This is a genomic window from Streptomyces sp. NPDC053493, assembly GCF_044544825.1.
Lineage (GTDB): Bacteria > Actinomycetota > Actinomycetes > Streptomycetales > Streptomycetaceae > Streptomyces.
Genome location: NZ_JBITXS010000007.1, coordinates 309530 through 326689, shown reverse-complemented (window position 1 = coordinate 326689; position 17160 = coordinate 309530). Strand labels below are relative to the sequence as shown.

19 protein-coding genes are annotated in these 17160 nt (G+C 74.4%); 9 read left to right on the top strand and 10 right to left on the bottom strand.

Annotation, left to right across the window (positions count from 1 at the left end; genetic code table 11):
• Window positions 1-70: 70 nt before the first annotated feature.
• The 6 genes from ACIGO8_RS22210 (at window position 71) to ACIGO8_RS22185 (ending at window position 5916) form a co-directional block, all read left to right on the top strand.
• Window positions 71-703 carry a TetR/AcrR family transcriptional regulator gene (locus ACIGO8_RS22210; protein WP_399733216.1) on the top strand — a complete coding sequence of 211 codons (633 nt, stop codon included), beginning with the start codon at window positions 71-73 and terminating at the stop codon, window positions 701-703.
• A 193-nt stretch (window positions 704-896) separates the two neighbouring features.
• Window positions 897-1871: a DEDDh family exonuclease gene (locus ACIGO8_RS22205; protein WP_399733213.1), complete on the top strand. Its 975-nt coding sequence runs from the start codon at window positions 897-899 to the stop codon at window positions 1869-1871.
• 187 nt (window positions 1872-2058) lie between these two features.
• Window positions 2059-2292 (top strand): hypothetical protein, encoded by a 234-nt coding sequence (locus tag ACIGO8_RS22200; protein WP_393647220.1) that lies wholly within the window; start codon window positions 2059-2061, stop codon window positions 2290-2292.
• Window positions 2293-2372: 80 nt separating this feature from the next.
• Window positions 2373-3302: an SURF1 family protein gene (locus tag ACIGO8_RS22195; RefSeq protein WP_399733211.1), complete on the top strand. Its 930-nt coding sequence runs from the start codon at window positions 2373-2375 to the stop codon at window positions 3300-3302.
• Between the two features lie 63 nt (window positions 3303-3365).
• Window positions 3366-5156, top strand: a complete 1791-nt coding sequence (locus ACIGO8_RS22190; RefSeq protein WP_399733208.1) for a glycoside hydrolase family 15 protein — start codon at window positions 3366-3368, stop codon at window positions 5154-5156.
• A gap of 4 nt (window positions 5157-5160) precedes the next feature.
• Window positions 5161-5916, top strand: coding sequence for an SDR family oxidoreductase (locus tag ACIGO8_RS22185; protein WP_399733205.1), 756 nt, complete (start codon window positions 5161-5163; stop codon window positions 5914-5916).
• 225 nt (window positions 5917-6141) lie between these two features.
• Here the strand turns inward: ACIGO8_RS22185 and amaP are convergent, their stop codons facing one another.
• Genes amaP through ACIGO8_RS22160 form a run of 5 tightly spaced genes read right to left on the bottom strand, consistent with a single transcriptional unit; the run spans window position 6142 to window position 8505 of the window.
• On the bottom strand, window positions 6142-6729 hold the full coding sequence (amaP, locus tag ACIGO8_RS22180) for an alkaline shock response membrane anchor protein AmaP (protein WP_399733202.1): 588 nt from the start codon (window positions 6727-6729) through the stop codon (window positions 6142-6144).
• Between the two features lie 5 nt (window positions 6730-6734).
• Window positions 6735-7451, bottom strand: coding sequence for a DUF6286 domain-containing protein (locus ACIGO8_RS22175; RefSeq protein WP_399733199.1), 717 nt, complete (start codon window positions 7449-7451; stop codon window positions 6735-6737).
• Complete coding sequence (locus tag ACIGO8_RS22170; protein ID WP_399733196.1) at window positions 7448-7825, bottom strand: Asp23/Gls24 family envelope stress response protein; 378 nt, start codon at window positions 7823-7825, stop codon at window positions 7448-7450. The genes ACIGO8_RS22175 and ACIGO8_RS22170 overlap by 4 nt, the downstream gene beginning before the upstream one ends.
• Complete coding sequence (locus ACIGO8_RS22165; protein WP_399733194.1) at window positions 7822-8013, bottom strand: hypothetical protein; 192 nt, start codon at window positions 8011-8013, stop codon at window positions 7822-7824. Before ACIGO8_RS22165 ends, ACIGO8_RS22170 begins: the two co-directional genes overlap by 4 nt.
• Before the next feature lie 30 nt (window positions 8014-8043).
• Window positions 8044-8505 carry an Asp23/Gls24 family envelope stress response protein gene (locus ACIGO8_RS22160; protein ID WP_399733191.1) on the bottom strand — a complete coding sequence of 154 codons (462 nt, stop codon included), beginning with the start codon at window positions 8503-8505 and terminating at the stop codon, window positions 8044-8046.
• Between the two features lie 92 nt (window positions 8506-8597).
• Here ACIGO8_RS22160 and ACIGO8_RS22155 point away from each other — a divergent pair, with 92 nt between their 5' ends.
• Entirely contained in the window at window positions 8598-9368 is a 771-nt protein-coding gene (locus ACIGO8_RS22155; protein WP_399733188.1) for a hypothetical protein, read from the top strand.
• A gap of 271 nt (window positions 9369-9639) precedes the next feature.
• Here ACIGO8_RS22155 and ACIGO8_RS22150 read toward each other — a convergent pair whose 3' ends face one another.
• From ACIGO8_RS22150 to ACIGO8_RS22140, 3 genes are all read right to left on the bottom strand, one after another.
• Entirely contained in the window at window positions 9640-10449 is an 810-nt protein-coding gene (locus ACIGO8_RS22150) for an enoyl-CoA hydratase/isomerase family protein (RefSeq protein ID WP_399733185.1), read from the bottom strand.
• Window positions 10450-10578: 129 nt separating this feature from the next.
• Window positions 10579-10800 (bottom strand): helix-turn-helix domain-containing protein, encoded by a 222-nt coding sequence (locus ACIGO8_RS22145; protein WP_006123601.1) that lies wholly within the window; start codon window positions 10798-10800, stop codon window positions 10579-10581.
• A gap of 341 nt (window positions 10801-11141) precedes the next feature.
• Window positions 11142-12740, bottom strand: coding sequence for an ABC-F family ATP-binding cassette domain-containing protein (locus ACIGO8_RS22140; protein ID WP_399733182.1), 1599 nt, complete (start codon window positions 12738-12740; stop codon window positions 11142-11144).
• A gap of 240 nt (window positions 12741-12980) precedes the next feature.
• On the opposite strand from ACIGO8_RS22140, the gene ACIGO8_RS22135 reads away from it, so the two are divergent.
• Together ACIGO8_RS22135 and ACIGO8_RS22130 are read left to right on the top strand one after the other, a co-directional pair.
• Window positions 12981-13871 carry a neutral zinc metallopeptidase gene (locus ACIGO8_RS22135; RefSeq protein WP_399733179.1) on the top strand — a complete coding sequence of 297 codons (891 nt, stop codon included), beginning with the start codon at window positions 12981-12983 and terminating at the stop codon, window positions 13869-13871.
• Between the two features lie 96 nt (window positions 13872-13967).
• A complete protein-coding gene (locus ACIGO8_RS22130) occupies window positions 13968-14369 on the top strand; it encodes a VOC family protein (protein WP_399733176.1) in 402 nt (133 codons plus the stop codon).
• Between the two features lie 24 nt (window positions 14370-14393).
• On the opposite strand, the gene ACIGO8_RS22125 is transcribed toward ACIGO8_RS22130, so the two are convergent.
• Both ACIGO8_RS22125 and ACIGO8_RS22120 read right to left on the bottom strand, forming a co-directional pair.
• Window positions 14394-15764 carry a hypothetical protein gene (locus ACIGO8_RS22125; RefSeq protein ID WP_399733173.1) on the bottom strand — a complete coding sequence of 457 codons (1371 nt, stop codon included), beginning with the start codon at window positions 15762-15764 and terminating at the stop codon, window positions 14394-14396.
• A gap of 220 nt (window positions 15765-15984) precedes the next feature.
• Window positions 15985-17112: an alpha/beta hydrolase gene (locus ACIGO8_RS22120; RefSeq protein WP_399733170.1), complete on the bottom strand. Its 1128-nt coding sequence runs from the start codon at window positions 17110-17112 to the stop codon at window positions 15985-15987.
• Between the last annotated feature and the right edge of the window lie 48 nt (window positions 17113-17160).

The following is a 17160-nucleotide window of genomic DNA, read 5'->3' as shown; positions in this document are numbered from 1 at the left end:
ACACAGTTACACCGAGGACCCGGCAGGGTAAAGAGCCGTGCACACCACGGGAGTTGGGGGATCTTCACCGATGGCACGCAGCGCGCTGACCCGCGACGAGGTCCTGGACACCGCCGCCGCCCTGGTCAAGGAGCACGGCCCGGACGCGCTCACCATGCGCCGCCTCGCCGCCGAGCTCGGCACCGCGGTGACGTCGATCTACTGGCACGTCGGCAACCGCGAGTCGCTGCTCGACGCGCTCGTCGAGCGGACCGTCGCCGACCTCGGCACCCTGCGGCCGCGCGGCGCCGACCCGGCCGAGCGGATCGTCTCGGTGGCCCGGCTGCTGCGCCGGGCGCTGCGGGAGCGGCCTCACCTGGTGGCGATGGTCCACGAACGCGGTCTGACGGAACGCATGTTCCTGCCCGCCCAGCGGGCCCTGATCCACGAGGCCCACGCCGCCGGTCTGCGCGGCGCCCGGGCCGCCGACCTGGTGCGCGCGGTCCAGTTCCAGGTCGTCGGCCACGTCCTGGTGGAACGCAACCGCGAACGCGCCCCGGCCCAGTCCCCCGCCGAGACCGACCTGTGGTCGGCGCAGGCGGCCGGCGCGGACGCGGACGCGGCCGCCGACCCGGCCCTGACCGAGGTCCTGGCGGCACCGGTCGACACCGAGCGGCTGTTCCTGACGGCGGTACGAGCGCTGGTGGCGGGTCTGCTGGCGTGAGGCGCGGCGGGACGGGCGGCGTGCGGCGCGGCGGGACGGGCGGCGTGCGGCGCGGCGCGAACTCGCCACCGGGCGGCGGCCGGTGGCGGGGGCGCCCGGCCGGTGACGCCCGGCCCGGCGCTCCCGGGCGAACGGTTTCGGCCACGGAAACGGGCACCGGGAGCGGCGCTGTCAGCGGCGGCCCGTATTCTCAGTGACCATGCTCGACGACCGTACGACAGCAGCGACGTGGCCGGCCGCCTACCCACAGGGGTACGCGGTCGTCGACGTGGAGACCACCGGCCTCGCCCGCGACGACCGGATAGTGTCGGCTGCCGTCTACCGCCTCGACGTCCACGGCGACGTGGAGGACCACTGGTACACGCTGGTCAATCCCGAGCGGGACCCGGGCCCGGTGTGGATCCACGGGCTGACCAGTGACGTGCTGGAGGGCGCGCCGCTCTTCGCAGACATCGCCGAGGAGTTCGCGGCGCGGCTCGACGGCCGGGTGCTGGTCGCGCACAACGCCATGTTCGACTGGCAGATGATCGCCCGTGAGTACGCCCGGGCCGAGCGGACGGCGCCGGTGCGCCAGCGGCTGTGCACCATCGCCCTTTCCAAGGAGCTGGCGCTGCCGCTGCCGAACCACAAGCTGGAGTCGCTGGCCGCGCACTTCGGCGTGGTGCAGCAGCGGGCGCACAACGCCCTTGACGACGCGCGAGTGCTCGCGGAGGCGTTCCGGCCGAGTCTGCACGCGGCCGCCGAGCGGAACGTGCGGCTGCCGCTGCTCGAGTGCCGTCCGCTCACCGAGTGGGCCTCGGGACCGGAGCGGCCGCGGATCGGCTATCAGGCCTCGTACCGGTCCAACACCTGGCGGCCCTCGCGGAAGCGGCCGCCGTGCCCGTATCCGAACCCGGGACGTTACGAGTCGGACAAACCACTCAAGCAGGGCATGCGGGTGGCCTTCTCGGGCGACACCTCGGTCGACCGCGAACTGCTGGAGGACCGCACGGCCGACGCGGGCCTGCACGTGGCGACGAGTGTGTCGCGGCTCACCAGCCTGCTGGTCACCAACGACCCGGACGCGGCCACCTCCAAGACGGTCAAGGCGAAGGCCTTCGGCACGCCGATCGTCGACGAGGCCGCCTACACCCAGCTCCTGAGGGACGTGGCCCCGGCGGACGAGTGACGACGGGCGGGTGACGGCGGGAGCGTGGCGACGGGCGGCGACGACGACGCGCGCCCGCCGGCGCGCGCTGCCCGGCTGCGGCCGCGGGCGGGTGGCGGCGGGCCGGTGACGGCAGACGAGTGACCGGCGGGCGAAGGCCGGGCGTGCCGTCCCGCCTTCGCCCGCCGCCGGCGCCACCCTGTGGCGCATGGCACGTTGTGAGGTCTGCGGAAACGATTACGGCATGTCCTTCGAGGTGCACGCGCAGGGCGCGGTGCACGTCTTCGACTGCTTCGCCTGCGCCATCCACCGCATGGCGCCCATCTGCGAGCACTGCCGGGTCCAGATCATCGGCCAGGGCGTCGAGGTCGAGGGCAACTGGTACTGCGGGGGCCACTGCGCCCGTGCGGAGGGGAAGGTGGGCATCGTCGACAAGGTGTGACGAAACGATCCTCCGGTCGGTCGCCCGGCGACCGGAACCCCCGTGCGGTCACCCCGTGGCCCCAGAGGTACGGTCATGGGGTGTACCGCTTCCTGTTGTCCCGGCAGTGGGTGATCCTCACCCTCCTGGCCCTCGTCCTCATCCCCGTGATGATCGAGCTGGGCTTCTGGCAGTTCCACCGGCACGAGCACCGGGTCGCCCAGAACACCCTGATCGCGGACAACCTCGACGCGAAGCCCGTCCCCGTCGAGCGGCTCACCTCGCCCGGACACACCGTCCCGCGCCCGGACTACTGGCGCCACGTCACCGCCACCGGCACCTTCGACACCGCGCACGAGGTCGTCGTGCGCCGGCGCGTCTCGTCCGACGAGCGGGTCGGCGTGCACGTCCTGACCCCGCTGGTCCTGAAGGACGGCAAGGTCGTCATGGTCAACCGCGGCTGGATCGAGGCCGCCGGCGACCAGCGCGCCTATCCGGACGTGCCGCCCGCGCCCAAGGGCGAGGTGACGGTCACCGGCCGGCTGATGCCCGACGAGACGACCGGCGCCAGCGGCATCAAGGACCTCAAGGGCCTGCCGGACCGTCAGGTCATGCTGATCAACAGCGCGCAGCAGGCCGCGCTGCTCGGCCGCAGCGTCCTCGGCGGCTACATCGAGCAGACCGCCCCGAAGCCGGCCGGCGACACGCCCGAGCTGATCCCCGATCCCGATCACGACTCGATCGGCTCGCACATGGCGTACGCCGTGCAGTGGTGGCTGTTCTCGGCCGGCGTGCCGGTGGGCTGGGTGATCCTGGTCCGGCGCGAGAAGCGCGACCGCCAGGCCGCGGCGCGCGAGGCGGAGGCCCGCGAGGCGGAGGCCCGCGAGGCGGAGGCAGCGGACGGCGCCACGGGTGACGACACCGCCGGACCGGACGACACCGCCGGGCCGGGCGGGACGAACGGAGCGGACGGGACGGACGGAGCGGACGGACCGGGTGGGACGGCCGAGCCGGCCACCGCCTCGGCGTGAGGCCTGCGCCACTCCGCCCGTCGGCCTGATTGACCGTCGCCGCTTCCGGGAACAGCCCAAAGCGTGACGCAACGTATCGACGACTACGCCCTCATCGGGGATCTCCAGACCGCCGCGCTCGTCGGCCGCGACGGGTCGATCGACTGGCTGTGTCTGCCCCGTTTCGACTCGGCGGCCTGCTTCGCCGCCCTCATCGGCGACGAGGAGAACGGCCACTGGACGATCGCGCCCAAGGGCGCCACGACCTGCACGAGCCGCCGCTACGCCGAGGACTCCCTGGTCCTGGAGACGTATTGGGAGACCCGTACGGGCACGGTCAAGGTCGTCGACTTCATGCCCCAGCGCGACCAGGCGCCCGACGTGATGCGCATCGTGGAGGGCGTCGAGGGCACAGTGGAGATGAACGCGACGCTGCGGCTGCGCTTCGACTACGGCTCGATCGTGCCGTGGGTGCGGCGCGCCGACGGCCACCGGGTCGCGGTCGCCGGACCCGACTCCGTATGGCTGCGCAGCGAGCCGCCGGTGAAGACCTGGGGCCAGCAGTTCGCGACCTGCTCGTCGTTCAAGGTCTCGGCCGGCGAGAAGGTGGCCTTCGTCCTCACCTGGCATCCCTCCCACGAGCCGCGCCCCGACCTCGTCGACCCCTTCGAGGCCCTGGAGCAGTCGCTCGCCGACTGGCGGGAGTGGGCGGCCCGGTGCACGTACACCGGTCCCTACCGGGAGACCGTGCTGCGTTCCCTGATCACCCTGAAGGCGCTCACCTACGCCCCGACCGGCGGCATCGTCGCCGCGCCCACCACCTCCCTGCCGGAGGAACTGGGCGGCGTGCGCAACTGGGACTACCGGGCCTGCTGGCTGCGCGACTCCTCGCTCACGCTCGGCGCGCTGCTGTCCGCGGGCTACGTCGAGGAGGCGGCGGCCTGGCGCGACTGGCTGCTGCGCGCGGTGGCCGGCGATCCGGCCGACCTGCAGATCATGTACGGGCCGGCGGGCGAGCGCCGGCTGCCCGAGATGGTGCTGCCGTGGCTGCGCGGTTACGCGGACTCGGCGCCGGTGCGGATCGGCAACGCGGCCGTGGAGCAGTTCCAGCTCGACGTGTACGGCGAGGTGATGGACTCGCTGCACCGGGCCCGGGAGGCCGGGATCCCGGCGCAGCGGCACGCGTGGAACCTCCAGCTGAGCCTGCTCGGCTTCCTGGAGTCGACCTGGCGCGAGCCGGACGAGGGGCTGTGGGAGGTGCGCGGGCCGCGCCGGCACTTCGTGCACTCCAAGGTGATGGCCTGGGTGGCGGCCGACCGCGCGGTGCGCACGCTGGACCGCGATCCCTCGCTGCCGGGCGACGCGGCGCGCTGGCGGGCGATGCGGGACGAGATCCACGCGGAGGTCTGCGCGAAGGGCTACGACCCGGAGCGCAACACCTTCACCCAGGCGTACGGCTCGCGCGAGCTGGACGCGGCGACGCTGCTGATCCCGCAGGTGGGCTTCCTGCCGCCGGACGATCCGCGGGTGATCGGGACGGTCGACGCGGTACGGGCGGAGCTGACGCAGGGCGGCTTCGTGCGCCGCTACTCGGCGACCGGCGCCGCGATCGACGGCCTGCCCGGGCAGGAGGGCACCTTCCTGGTGTGCTCGTTCTGGATGGCGGACGCGCTGCGGCTGACCGGCCGGGTGAAGGAGGCGCGGGAGCTGTTCGAGCGGCTCGTCGTGCTGTGCAGCGACGTCGGGCTGCTCGCGGAGGAGTACGACCCGGCGACGGGGCGGCAGCTGGGGAACTATCCGCAGGCCTTCAGCCACATCGGCCTGGTGAACACCGCGCTCGCGCTGGCCGCCGTGGAGGACGAGGCGGCAGGATAGGCGCATGGATCTTGGACTGAAGGACCGTGTGTACGTGGTGACCGGCGCGACCCGAGGGCTCGGCCGGGCCTCGGCGGAGGCGCTGCTCGCGGAGGGCGCGAAGGTGCTGCTGACCGGGCGGGAGGAGAAGACGGTCGCCGAGGCGGCGGCCGCGCTCGGCCCGGACGCGGCGGGCGTCGCCGCGGACAACGCCGACCCGGAGGCCCCGGCGCGGCTGATCGCGGAGGCGCGGTCCCGGTTCGGCGGCTTCGACGGCATCCTCATCAGCGTGGGCGGCCCGGCGCCGGGCTTCGCGGCGGACAACTCCGACGAGCAGTGGGCGAGCGCGTTCGACACCGTCTTCCTGGGCGCGGTGCGGCTGGCGCGGGCGGCGGCGGAGGCGCTGCCGGAGGGCGGCGTGATCGGCTTCGTGCTGTCCGCCTCGGTGCACGAGCCGATCCCGGGCCTGGCCATCTCCAACGGCCTGCGGCCCGGCCTGGCCGGCTTCGCCAAGTCCCTCGCCAACGACCTCGGCCCGCGCGGGATCCGGGTGGTCGGCCTGCTCCCGAGCCGGATCGACACCGACCGGGTGCGCTCGCTGGACGCGATGTCCGGGGACGCGGAGGCGACCCGCGCGGCGAACGAGGCCACGATCCCGCTGCGCCGCTACGGCACCCCCGACGAGTTCGGCCGCACGGCCGCGTTCCTGCTCTCGCCCGCCGCCTCCTACCTGACGGGCGTCATGCTCCCGGTGGACGGCGGCGCCCGCAGCGGCTTCTGACCTGCCGTCGGCCGGCGCCTGCCGGGCGGGGGCGCCTGCGGGGGCGCGGGCCGCGCGGGTCGGCGAGCGCCGGCCGCGCGGGTGCCTGGTGGGCGAGCCGGGCCGTCGGCCGCTTGCCGGGTACCGGCCGGCTTCGGTCGAGTGCCCGCGAGGCGCGGGTGCCTGGTGGGCGAGCCGGGCCGTCGGGCGGTCGCGGGACGGGTGGGGGGCCTGTCGGGGGGCGGGTCAGGTGACGCGGCGGGCGCGGTGTTTGGCGGCGCGGAGGCGGGCCTCGGTGGGGAGGGCGGCGAGGCCGGTGGAGGTGCGGGCGTGGCCGAGGGCGTCGGAGGCGAGCGTGGTCAGGGCCTCGGCCGGGGCGGCGTAGGGCTCCAGGAGGAGCGCGACGCGGCCGCGCGGCGCGGTGCGGCGGCCGGTGAGCATCACCTTGGCCCGGGCCACGCCCTCCTGCGCCGTCGCGTCCGCCTCCAGGACGTCCTCCAGGGCCCGGCCGCGCAGCACGGCCTCCTCGCCGTCGCCGCTGTCCACGAGGACCTCGCGGAGCCGGGCCCGCCGGAACTGGACCACCAGCCACCACAGGGCGAGCAGCACGACGAGCCCGAGCACGGCGATGACGGTCGGCCACCACCAGCTCTCGCCGCGCCAGTGCTGCCGCTGGGAGCGGGTGAGCAGCACGTCGTCGGGGCCCGACCAGGGCCACCAGGACGGGACGGACAGGTCGAGGGCGGCCGCGAGCACGGCCCCGCCGAGAACGACGAGCACCAGCCCGGCCAGCGCCAGCACGATCCGGTTGACGCGCCGCAGCACGACGGACATGCCGCTCACCCCTTCCTGGGCGGCCTGGCCACCCGCACGGTCAGGGCCGGCGGACGGGCCAGGCCCAGTTCGTCGATGCCGGCCGCGAGGACGGTCTCCAGGTCGCCGCGCACCTCGTCGAGTTCGCGGAAGTGCGAGACGGCGCGGACGGCCACTTTCCTGCGGCCGGTCTTGACCCGTACCGACCGCACGCCGGAGACCTCCATGGCGCGGTCGCGCAGGGCGAGCCCGGCGGCCTCGCGGTCGAGGCCGGCGCGCACGTCCTGGTGCTCGCGGCGCATGGGCAGCACGGCGCGCAGGCCGGGAGTGGCGGCGAGGACGAGGAGCCAGAGGCCGAGGGCCATGGCGACGGCCGCGCCGACGATCACCCAGGTGTCGTCGAGGTGCCGGGTGGCGAGCTCATCGGCGAGCGAGCGGCGCCAGGCCATGGCGCTGCGTTCGGCGCGGACGGCCGCGATGTCGTAGAGGAGCAGTCCGGCGCCGCCGAGGACGACGGCGGCGAGGATCGCGGCCGGGATGCGCCGTACGGCCCAGAAGCGGCGTACGCGCGGGCCCGGCGGCGAGTCCTCCCGCCGCCGGTCGGCGTCGTCGCGACGTACGGATCCGGGACCCGGCGCGGCCTTGACGGCGGGCCCGGCCTCGGGGCCCGACGGGGCCTCGGCGCCGGAACCGGAGCCGGAGCCGGAGGGTGGGGGCCCGGGTGCGGGCCGCGGGGTGTTCATCGCAACCTTTCGTGGGTCCGGTCGTGGGCCGTGTGCGGGGAGTGCAGCCGCTCGACGTGGACGGACACCTCGTGGACCTCGATGCCCGCGAGTTCCTCCACCCGGTGCCGGACCCTGCCGCGGACGGCACCGCACTGGCGGCCGATGTCGGAGGGATAGTCGAGTTCGACGCTGACCGAGACCCGCGCGACGTCACGGTGGACGACCACCGAGGCGTGCGGAGCCGAGCCGCCCTTGGGCAGGGCGGTCAGGGCCTCGCGGGCCGCCTGCGCGGCGATCTTCGCGACGACCCGGTCGGCGATCGTGGTCGCTCCCCGGGCCGCCGCTCCCACCCGGTCCGCCCGCTGTTCCACCAGGTCCGCCACCCCCGTCACCGCCGCCGGTCGCCGCGCTCACGGCCCCGGAAGAAGTCGCCCGCTTCCAGGTCCCCGTCGAGGAAGCGGCCGGCGACGAAGCCGATCGCTCCCAGGGCGGCGACGAGGACGAACGCGCCGAAGCCGCCGAAATATCCGGCGAAACCAAGCGCCATGCCGGCCACCAGACCGACCACCGCCATGCTCATGCTGAGCCCTTTCCGCCGTACGGCCGTCCGCTACTGGAGCCGTGTCTCCGGCTCTTCTTCCTCGTCCTCGGGCAGCTTGACGTCGCTGACGGCGATGTTGACCTCCACGACCTCGAGGCCCGTCATGCGCTCGACAGCGGCGATGACGTTCTCGCGGACGGCGCCGGCGACCTCGGCGATGGAGACGCCGTACTCGATGACGATCTCCAGGTCGAGCGCGGTCTGCACCTCGCCGACCTCGGCCTTGACTCCGCGGGTGACGCCCGCCTTGGTGCCGCCACCGCCGGGCACGCGGTCGCGGACCGCGCCGAGGGTGCGGGAGAGTCCGCTGCCCATGGCGTGGACGCCGACGACGTCGCGCGCGGCCATGCCGGCGATCTTCTCGACGACCCCGTCGGCGATCGTGGTCCGGCCCCGCGATGCGGGGTCGCCGCCACCGCGCTTGGTCACGGAGGTCTGGCCCTGCTGCTCGGAACGCACACTGTCGGCCATCGCAACCCATCCCTTCTGTCCGACTTCACCTCATTCGCTCACATTAAGGCCGCTTACCCGATCTCGCGCCGGGGATGCGGCAGGCTGGAGGAATGACGACAGCTGAGGTGTGGCGCACGACGGACCGGCTGCTGCCGCTCGGCGGAGCGTCCGACGGCGCGTGGATCGCTGAAAGCGCGGTACGGGCTCTGCTCGTGACGGCCGCCCGGAACGTACGCGGAGTGCTGCCGGGCCGGCCCCGCTTCCACCTCGCCGACGAACCGGCGGGACGGACAGGGCCGATCGGGGCGGCGGGGCCGCCGGAGGCGGGCGGGGCGGCCGGGCCGGCCGGAGCGGCGGCCGAGGCGGGAGGCGCCGCCGCGCCCGACGCGCCCGCCCCGCCCGCGGGTGGATTCGCGGTGCCGCCGGGCGGGCTGCCCCATGGGGAGCTGCGGGTCGTGCTGGACTTCGCGGCGGTGGTGGGGCATCCCTTGCCGGACCTCTCGGGGCGGCTGCGGGTCGCGCTCCTCGCCGCGGCGGAGGGGATCCTCGGCCTCAAGGTCGCCGAGGTGGACCTGCGGATCACGGACCTGGTCGAAGAGCCCGCGGATTTCCCGGCCCCCGCTCCGCCACTCGGGCGAACGACGCCGCCCACGCCGGAGGATCCCGCCGCGTTCGCGGCTCTCGCGGTCCCGGGCGTCGCGGCGCTGACCGACGCCTTCGGCCCGCCGCTGCGGCGGACCGGCCCCGGTCAGCTGCGCGTCGAGGTGGCGGTGACCGAGGGCCATCGGCCGCTCGACGTCGTCCGGGCGGTCCGGACCGGCGTGACCGCCGCCGCCCCGGAGACGGCGAGGGTCACGCTGCTGGTGTCGGAGCTGCGCTGAGCCTCCACCGGATGCGGCGCCGCACCGCCGGTCGGACCCGCGAGGTCCCGCACGGCACGGCGCCCGTTCGGACTGCACGGTCGCCGAGGCCGGCGTGGTCCCGCCGCACCGCAGGGCGGACCCGCGAGGTTCCGCACGGCGCGGCGCCCGCCCGGCCGCCTCGGTCGCCGAGGCCGGGGTGGTCCACCCGCGCCGCAGGTCGGGCTGGCGTGGTCCCGCCGCGCCGCAGGCGGCCGGACCCGCGAGCACGGCGCGGCGCCCGTCGGCGGTCTCAGTCGCCGAGGCCCGCGAGGTCGCGCAGGCGTCGGGCCTGGGCGGCGCGCTCGGCGACGCGCTGCTCCTCGTACGAACGGCCGGAGACGCCCTGGAGCAGGGCCTTGGTCTCGATGACCGCAGAGCGCGGCGCGGCCAGCAGTGCGGCGCTCAAGTCCCGTACGGCGGCGTCGAGTTCGGTGCCGGGCACGGCGATGTTGGCCAGGCCGATGCGCTCGGCCTCCTCGGCGTGGACGAACCGGCCGGTGGCGCAGATCTCCAGGGCGCGGGCGTAGCCCACGAGGGAGACCAGCGGGTGCGTGCCGGTGAGGTCGGGGACCAGGCCCAGGCTGGTCTCGCGCATGGCGAACTGCACGTCGTCGGCGACGACCCGCAGGTCGCAGGCGAGCGCGAGCTGGAAGCCCGCGCCGATCGCGTGGCCCTGGACGGCCGCGATCGACACGATGTCGCCGCGCCGCCACCAGGTGAACGCGTCCTGGTACTCGGCGATGACCGCGTCGAGGTCCTCGTCGGAACCGCGTGCGAGGTCGAGGAAGGACGGCTCGCCGTCGAAGCCCTCGGGCGTGAAGGCCTGACGGTCGAGTCCGGCGGAGAAGGACTTGCCCTCACCGCGCAGGACGACGATCCGGACGTCGCCCGGCAGCGACCGGCCGGCCTCCGTCAACGCCCGCCACAGAGCGGGAGACTGGGCGTTGCGCTTCGCCGGATTGGTCAGGGTCACCGTGGCGACGGCGTCCTCGATGGTGAGCCGTACACCGTCCTTGTCGAAAACGAGCTCTACGTGCTCGGAGTCGTCGAGCGTGGTCATGGGGCGCCTCCGGTTCCGGTGCAGCACTGAAAACGATGCTAAGTGACTGCACAGTAACCACCCGGCCGACCGCACGGTCGACCGGGTGGCCACCGAGAGACCCGGTGGACCGGTCGAGCCGCCCCGATGTCAGGCCGAGGCCGCCTTCTTGCCCCGTGTCGCTCCGCCGCGTCCACGCAGCGTCACTCCGGACTCGCTGAGCATCCGGTGGACGAACCCGTAGGAGCGGCCGGTTTCCTCGGCCAGCGCCCGGATGCTCGCACCGGAGTCGTACTTCTTCTTCAGGTCTGCCGCGAGCTTGTCGCGCGCGGCGCCGGTCACCCGGCTGCCCTTCTTCAGAGTCTCGGCCACCCGTGCCTCCTCATGGGAAGTGCGCTCTGGACTTCTCATGATCACCCCTCCCGTGCGTCCTGGCCACCCATTCGACAAGGTCCGTGCCATTCGCTTGGGCCGAGCGCTACGGACCGCCACGATCGGAATTGATCATTCCGCTCGCTCCGGGAGCCGCTCCCGTGCCTGTCCCGCCGCGAAGTGGCAGGTCAGCGCGCCTGCGGAGGAACGAGTGCGGCGCGGGACCTGGCGGAAGGATTCCGCAGGGCCCGCGCCGGAGGTACGAGACGCTCTCACTCAGATGAAGGATCACCCATGAGCCGAATGATCCAGCCCGGCATGATCGGTCCGGGCGTGCGCGGTCAGGCCAGGGCGACCAGGTCCGCGTAGTCGGCGCCCCACAGGTCCTCGACACCGTCCGGGAGCAGGATGATCCGCTCAGGGTCGAGCGCCTCGACGGCGCCCTCGTCGTGGGTGACGAGCACGACCGCGCCCTTGTACGTGCGCAGCGCGCCGAGGATCTCCTCGCGGCTGGCCGGGTCCAGGTTGTTGGTCGGCTCGTCGAGGAGCAGCACGTTCGCCGAGGAGACGACCAGGGTCGCGAGCGCGAGCCGGGTCTTCTCGCCGCCGGAGAGCACCCCGGCCGGCTTGTCGACGTCGTCGCCGGAGAAGAGGAAGGAACCGAGCACCTTGCGCACCTCGACCAGGTCGAGGTCGGGCGCGGCCGAGCGCATGTTCTCCAGGACCGTGCGCTCCGGGTCGAGGGTCTCGTGCTCCTGCGCGTAGTAGCCGAGCTTGAGGCCGTGGCCGGGAGTGACCTGGCCGGTGTCGGGCTGCTCGACGCCGCCGAGGAGGCGGAGCAGGGTCGTCTTGCCGGCGCCGTTGAGGCCGAGGATGACGACGCGGGAGCCCTTGTCGATGGCGAGGTTCACATCGGTGAAGATTTCCAGTGACCCGTACGACTTGGACAGGCCCTCCGCGGTGAGCGGGGTCTTGCCGCAGGGCGCGGGCTCCGGGAAGCGGAGCTTGGCGACCTTGTCGGAGACCCGGACCGCCTCCAGGCCGGAGAGCAGGCGCTCGGCGCGCTTGGCCATGTTCTGCGCGGCGACCGTCTTGGTGGCCTTGGCGCGCATCTTGTCGGCCTGCGAGTTGAGCGCGGCGGCCTTCTTCTCGGCGTTCTGGCGCTCGCGCCTGCGGCGCTTCTCGTCGGCCTCGCGCTGCTGCTGGTAGAGCTTCCAGCCCATGTTGTAGACGTCGATGGTGGAGCGGTTGGCGTCCAGGTAGAAGACCTTGTTGACGACGGTCTCGACGAGGTCGACGTCGTGGGAGATGACGATGAAGCCGCCGCGGTAGGTCTTCAGGTAGTCGCGCAGCCAGACGATCGAGTCGGCGTCGAGGTGGTTGGTCGGCTCGTCGAGCAGCAGGGTGTCCGCGTCGGAGAAGAGGATGCGGGCGAGCTCGATGCGGCGGCGCTGACCGCCGGAGAGGGTGTGCAGCGGCTGGCCGAGGACGCGGTCGGGCAGGCCGAGCGCGGCGGCGATGGTGGAGGCCTCGGCCTCGGCGGCGTAACCGCCCTTGGTGAGGAACTCGGTCTCCTGGCGCTCGTACTGCTTGAGGGCCTTCTCGCGGGTGGCGCCGGAGCCGGTGGCGATGCGCTCCTCGTTCTGCCGCATCTTGCGCAGCAGGACGTCGAGGCCGCGGGCGGAGAGGATCCGGTCGCGGGCGAGGACGTCGAGGTCGCCGGTGCGCGGGTCCTGCGGGAGGTAGCCGACCTCGCCGGAGCGGGAGATGGTGCCGCCGGCCGGCTGGCCCTCGCCCGCCAGGCACTTGGTGAGGGTCGTCTTGCCCGCTCCGTTGCGGCCGACCAGGCCGATGCGGTCGCCCTTGGCGACGCGGAAGGAAGCGGACTCGATGAGGACGCGGGCGCCGGCGCGCAGCTCGATGCCGGAAGCGGTGATCACGGACAGACTCCAGGGCGGTGGGAAACGGCGGAAGGACGGCTGGGTCGGGCTTCGACGCCGCTAATGCACGGGGAGAATGGCCATACGGCCAGTCTAACGGGCCTCTGCAACTGCTTTTAGGCCACAGATCACAGGCAGGGCATTTCGCGACATTCCCCACACACCCCGCATGCCACGCAAAAAGGGTGTACGTCACGGCCCTCCCTGATACTCGGCAGAGACGCGCGGAGGGCGGTGGCCATGCAGTTCGACGACGACGCCAACCTGGACACCTCGGAGGTCAAGGACGTCCGGGGCAGTCGCCTCCCGGGCGGCAGGGCCACCGTCGGCGGCGGGATCATCGGCCTGATCGCCCTGGTCCTCGGCCTCCTCTTCGGCGTGGGGCCCGACCAGCTGGGCCTGTCCTCGGGCGGCGAGCCCCCGGCCGCGACCGCCTCGTCGGCGAGCCAGGTCGGCCGGACCTGCCGGAAGGGCTCGGACGCGAACACCCGCGACGACTGCCGGATCGTGGCGGTCGTCAACAGCGTCCAGGACTACTGGCGGGCCGAGTACGCGCGGCGCGGCGGGCGCTATGCGCAGGCCTCGACGGTCATGTTCAGCCGGCAGGTGCCCACCGCCTGCGGCCAGGCCACCTCGGCGGTCGGCCCGTTCTACTGCCCCGGCGACCGGCAGGTCTATCTCGACCTCGGCTTCTTCGACGAGCTGCGCACCACCTTCGGCTCGTCCGGCGGGCCCTTCGCGCAGGCGTACGTGGTGGCGCACGAGTACGGCCACCACGTGCAGAACCTGACCGGCACCCTCGCGCGCGCCCAGGACGGCCGGACCGGCGCGCACTCCAACGCGGTGAGGGTCGAGCTCCAGGCCGACTGTTACGCGGGCGTCTGGGCCCGGCACGCCACGACCACCCCGGACGACAGGACCGGCCGGCCGCTGCTCACCCGGCTCACCGAGGACGACATCCGCGACGGTCTGGACGCGGCGGCGGCCGTCGGCGACGACCGGATCCAGGAGCGCTTCCAGGGCCGGGTGACCCCGGAGAACTGGACGCACGGCTCGGCGGCGCAGCGGCAGCAGTGGTTCGCCACCGGCTACAGGACCGGCGACATGGCGCGCTGCGACACCTTCCGCTGACCGCGCGGCGACCGGGGCGCGTTGTCGGTGGCGGCTGCCAGACTGAGATCCAGGTCACATCGAAGATCCAGATCACATCGAAAGGGAGTGATCGGGATGGCTGAGGCACCCGACATCTGTCCGACCCTGAAGTACGAGGACGCGAAGGCCGCGATCCGCGTGCTCACGGAGGCCTTCGGCTTCACGGCCACCGCCGTGTACGAGACGGAGGACGGCCGCGTCGCGCACGCCGAGCTCTCGCACGGCAACGGGATGGTGATGGTCGGCAGCACGGGCACGGACAGCGTGTTCGACAAGGTCATGACGGGTGCCGGCCCGGCCGGGGTGTACGTCCGCGTGGACGACGTCGACGAGCACCACGCCCGCGCCGTCGCCCACGGCGTCGAGATCGTCATGCCGCCCACCGACCAGGACTACGGCTCCCGGGACTACATGGCCCGGGACGCCGAGGGCAACGTCTGGAGCTTCGGGACGTACGCCCCCGGCGCCTCGGGCTAGACCGCCTGCCGGGCCCGGGGCCGTTCAGGCCCCGCCCGTGTGGACCTGGAAGGCAGCCCGGCGGACCGCCTTCGCCAGGGCCGGGTCGGGGTGGGCGGCGGCGAGGGCGACGAGGACCTGGACGGTGCGGGGATGGCCGACCGCGCGGACCTCGTCGAGGAGGGCCGGGACGGTGCCCTGGACGGCCGAGTCGAGGTGCCGTACGAGCAGGGCGCTCTCGCCGTGGTCGGCGACGGCCGCCGCGGTGTCCACCCAGAGCCAGGTGGCCTCCTCGCGGGTGAGGACCTCCGGGGCCGCGTCCGGGTCGGCGCCCTCGTACTCCGCGAGCCACAGCAGCGCGTACGGGCGGAGCGAGGGCTCCTCGAGGGCGGCCCTGACCTCGGGCTCGGCCGGGGCGCCGACGACCCGCAGGGCCTCGAAGGCGAGGCCGCGCAGCAGGGCGTCCTCGCCGCGGGCGACGGCGAGGAGTTCGGCGACCGCGCTGGAGAGGGTGCGGGCGGCCAGCCAGGCGCGGTACTCGTCACGGGCCGGGCCCGGTGTGAGCCGGGCGCAGCCGCGGAGCATCTCCTCGGCGGAGTGCTCGATGTTGCCGGCCGGGCTCTGGGCGGCGACGCAGATCTGCTCCAGCTTGACCCAGACCGCCCAGTTGCCGAGCGGGGTGAGGGTGGCGTGGTCCTCGCCGAGCGTGAGGGCGCCGACGGCCTCGAGGCCGGCCAGGGCCCAGTCGAGCAGGGCCGGCAGGCCCTCGGCGGCGACCACCGGCGGGGCGGTGTCGCCGGGTCCCGGGACCTCGCAGCGCTCCTCGCGGAGTTCGTCGACGCGCTGCCGCAGCAGGTCGAGCAGGCTGGGCACGGCGACGGGCCCGGCGGAGAGCTGGAGCAGCGAGAGGACCTGGGGAACGGCCTCGACGACCTCGGCGACGGCGCCGGGCGCCACGTCCTCGGGAGCCGGGTGCGCCAGCGACCAGGCGTCGAACAGCGCGACCCAGCCGCGCAGCACGGCGGAGTCGTCGCGGTCCCAGGCGGTCAGCCGCCAGCCGGGGCGGGCGGTGCCGCCGTGCAGCTCGACGAGGCCGGCGAGCCGGGCCCGGTCCCAGCCGGCCCGGGCCTGCCCGGGTGTCAGATCCAGTGCGGCGGCGGCCTGTTCCCCGTCCGGGAGTGCCGTCTCGGCGTGCCGTCCCTCGGCGGCCCAGCGGGCGATGCGCACCGCGTCCGCGAGGACGGCGCGCGCCTGGCGGGCCAGTTCCGCGCGGGGCGGTGTCCCCTCGGGCGGCCGGGGTGCCGGGCGGGTGCGCCGGGTCGCCACGGCCTTGCGCGCGGTGGCGAGCGGCCGCGGACGGACGAGTCGGAGTCTGGAGTTGCGCGCCAATGGTTCATCGGGCTTTCGAGACGTCACGGGGGCAGTCTTCCCGCTGACGGCCCGAAAGCCCAATCGGAATCCGCAACGCCGCCGCCCGGCCCCGGGCTTCGGCGCCCGGGAGCGGTCTCGGGCCGCGGGCTCCGGCGCCTGGGAGGCGCCCGGGAGGCACCTGCGCGGCGCCCGGGAGCCGCACCCGGGAGCCGCACCCGGCGCTAGACGAGCAGGGGCCCGGCGCCGGAAGGGCAGGCGCCCGGCGCTAGACGAGCGGGGTGAGGAAGCGGCGGAGGGCCTCCTCGTAGCGGACCGGGTCGGCGTTCCACATGGCCGCGTGCGGGGCGTCGCGGACCGTGGTGAGGGTGACCAGGTCCGGACGGAGCTCGGCCAGGCGGCGGGAGCGGTCCCAGGGCGCGAGGGTGTCGTCGGGGCCGTGGAAGAGGAGCGTCGGGACGCGCAGGGCGTCGGGGTCGGCGGCCTCCTGGAGCCGGTCGCCGTGGAGCCCGGTGCGGCCCTGGGCGGCGCGCACGGTGAGCGGCAGGAGCGGCCCGGGCACCCGGCGGGCGGCGGCGAGGTTGCGCAGGGTGGCCTCCCAGTCGAGGACCGGTGAGTCGAGGACGAGGCCGCGGATCCGGTCGCGCACCCCGGAGTTCGCGGCGGCGTGCAGGGCCATGGCGGCGCCGGTGCCCCAGCCGTGCAGGACGACGTCGGCCGCGCCGCGGCGGACGGCGTAGCGGATGGCGGCGTCGACGTCGCGCCACTCGGAGTCGCCGAGGTGGGCGAGGCCGTCGGGCGCGGCGGGCGCGCCCGTGTCGCCGCGGTAGGTGGGGACGAGGACGGGGATCTGCCGGCGCTGGAGGAAGGGCACCAGGTTGAGCGGCTGTTCCCGGGTGGTGCCGAGGCCGTGCAGGGCGATCACCCAGGTGGGGTGGGCACCGGGGACGATCCAGGCCGGCAGGACGCCGAGCTCGCCGGGGATCTCGACGTCCTCGTGGCCCAGGCCGAGGGCGGTCTCGGGCGTGCCGCGGTGCAGCTGGGGCGTGAGGCGGACCCGGGTGCCGGGCGCGAGGGCGCCGAGCTCGACCCGTTCGAGCCGGCGCACCACGGTGTCGGCGGTGTGCGGGACCCGGTCGAGGACGGGACCGACGACGGCGTGCAGGCCGTCGGCCTCGATCCCGTACGTGCCGGGGCGCAGGGCCGCGAGACTGCGGGTGAGGGTGATGCGGCCGGGTCCCGTGGCGTGCACGGTGAGTCTGGGGTCGCCGGGGAAGGGCCGCCCCGACGGCACCCCGAGGGCGGCGTCGCTGGCGTAGCGGCCGGCCGCCACCGCGGCCACGCCGAGACCGATCACTGTGGTGACGGCCGCTGCCGTCGCTGTAGCCGGGCGCACGCTCCCAGTGTCCGCAGGACGCCCTCTCCGTGCCACCGGGCGGGCCCT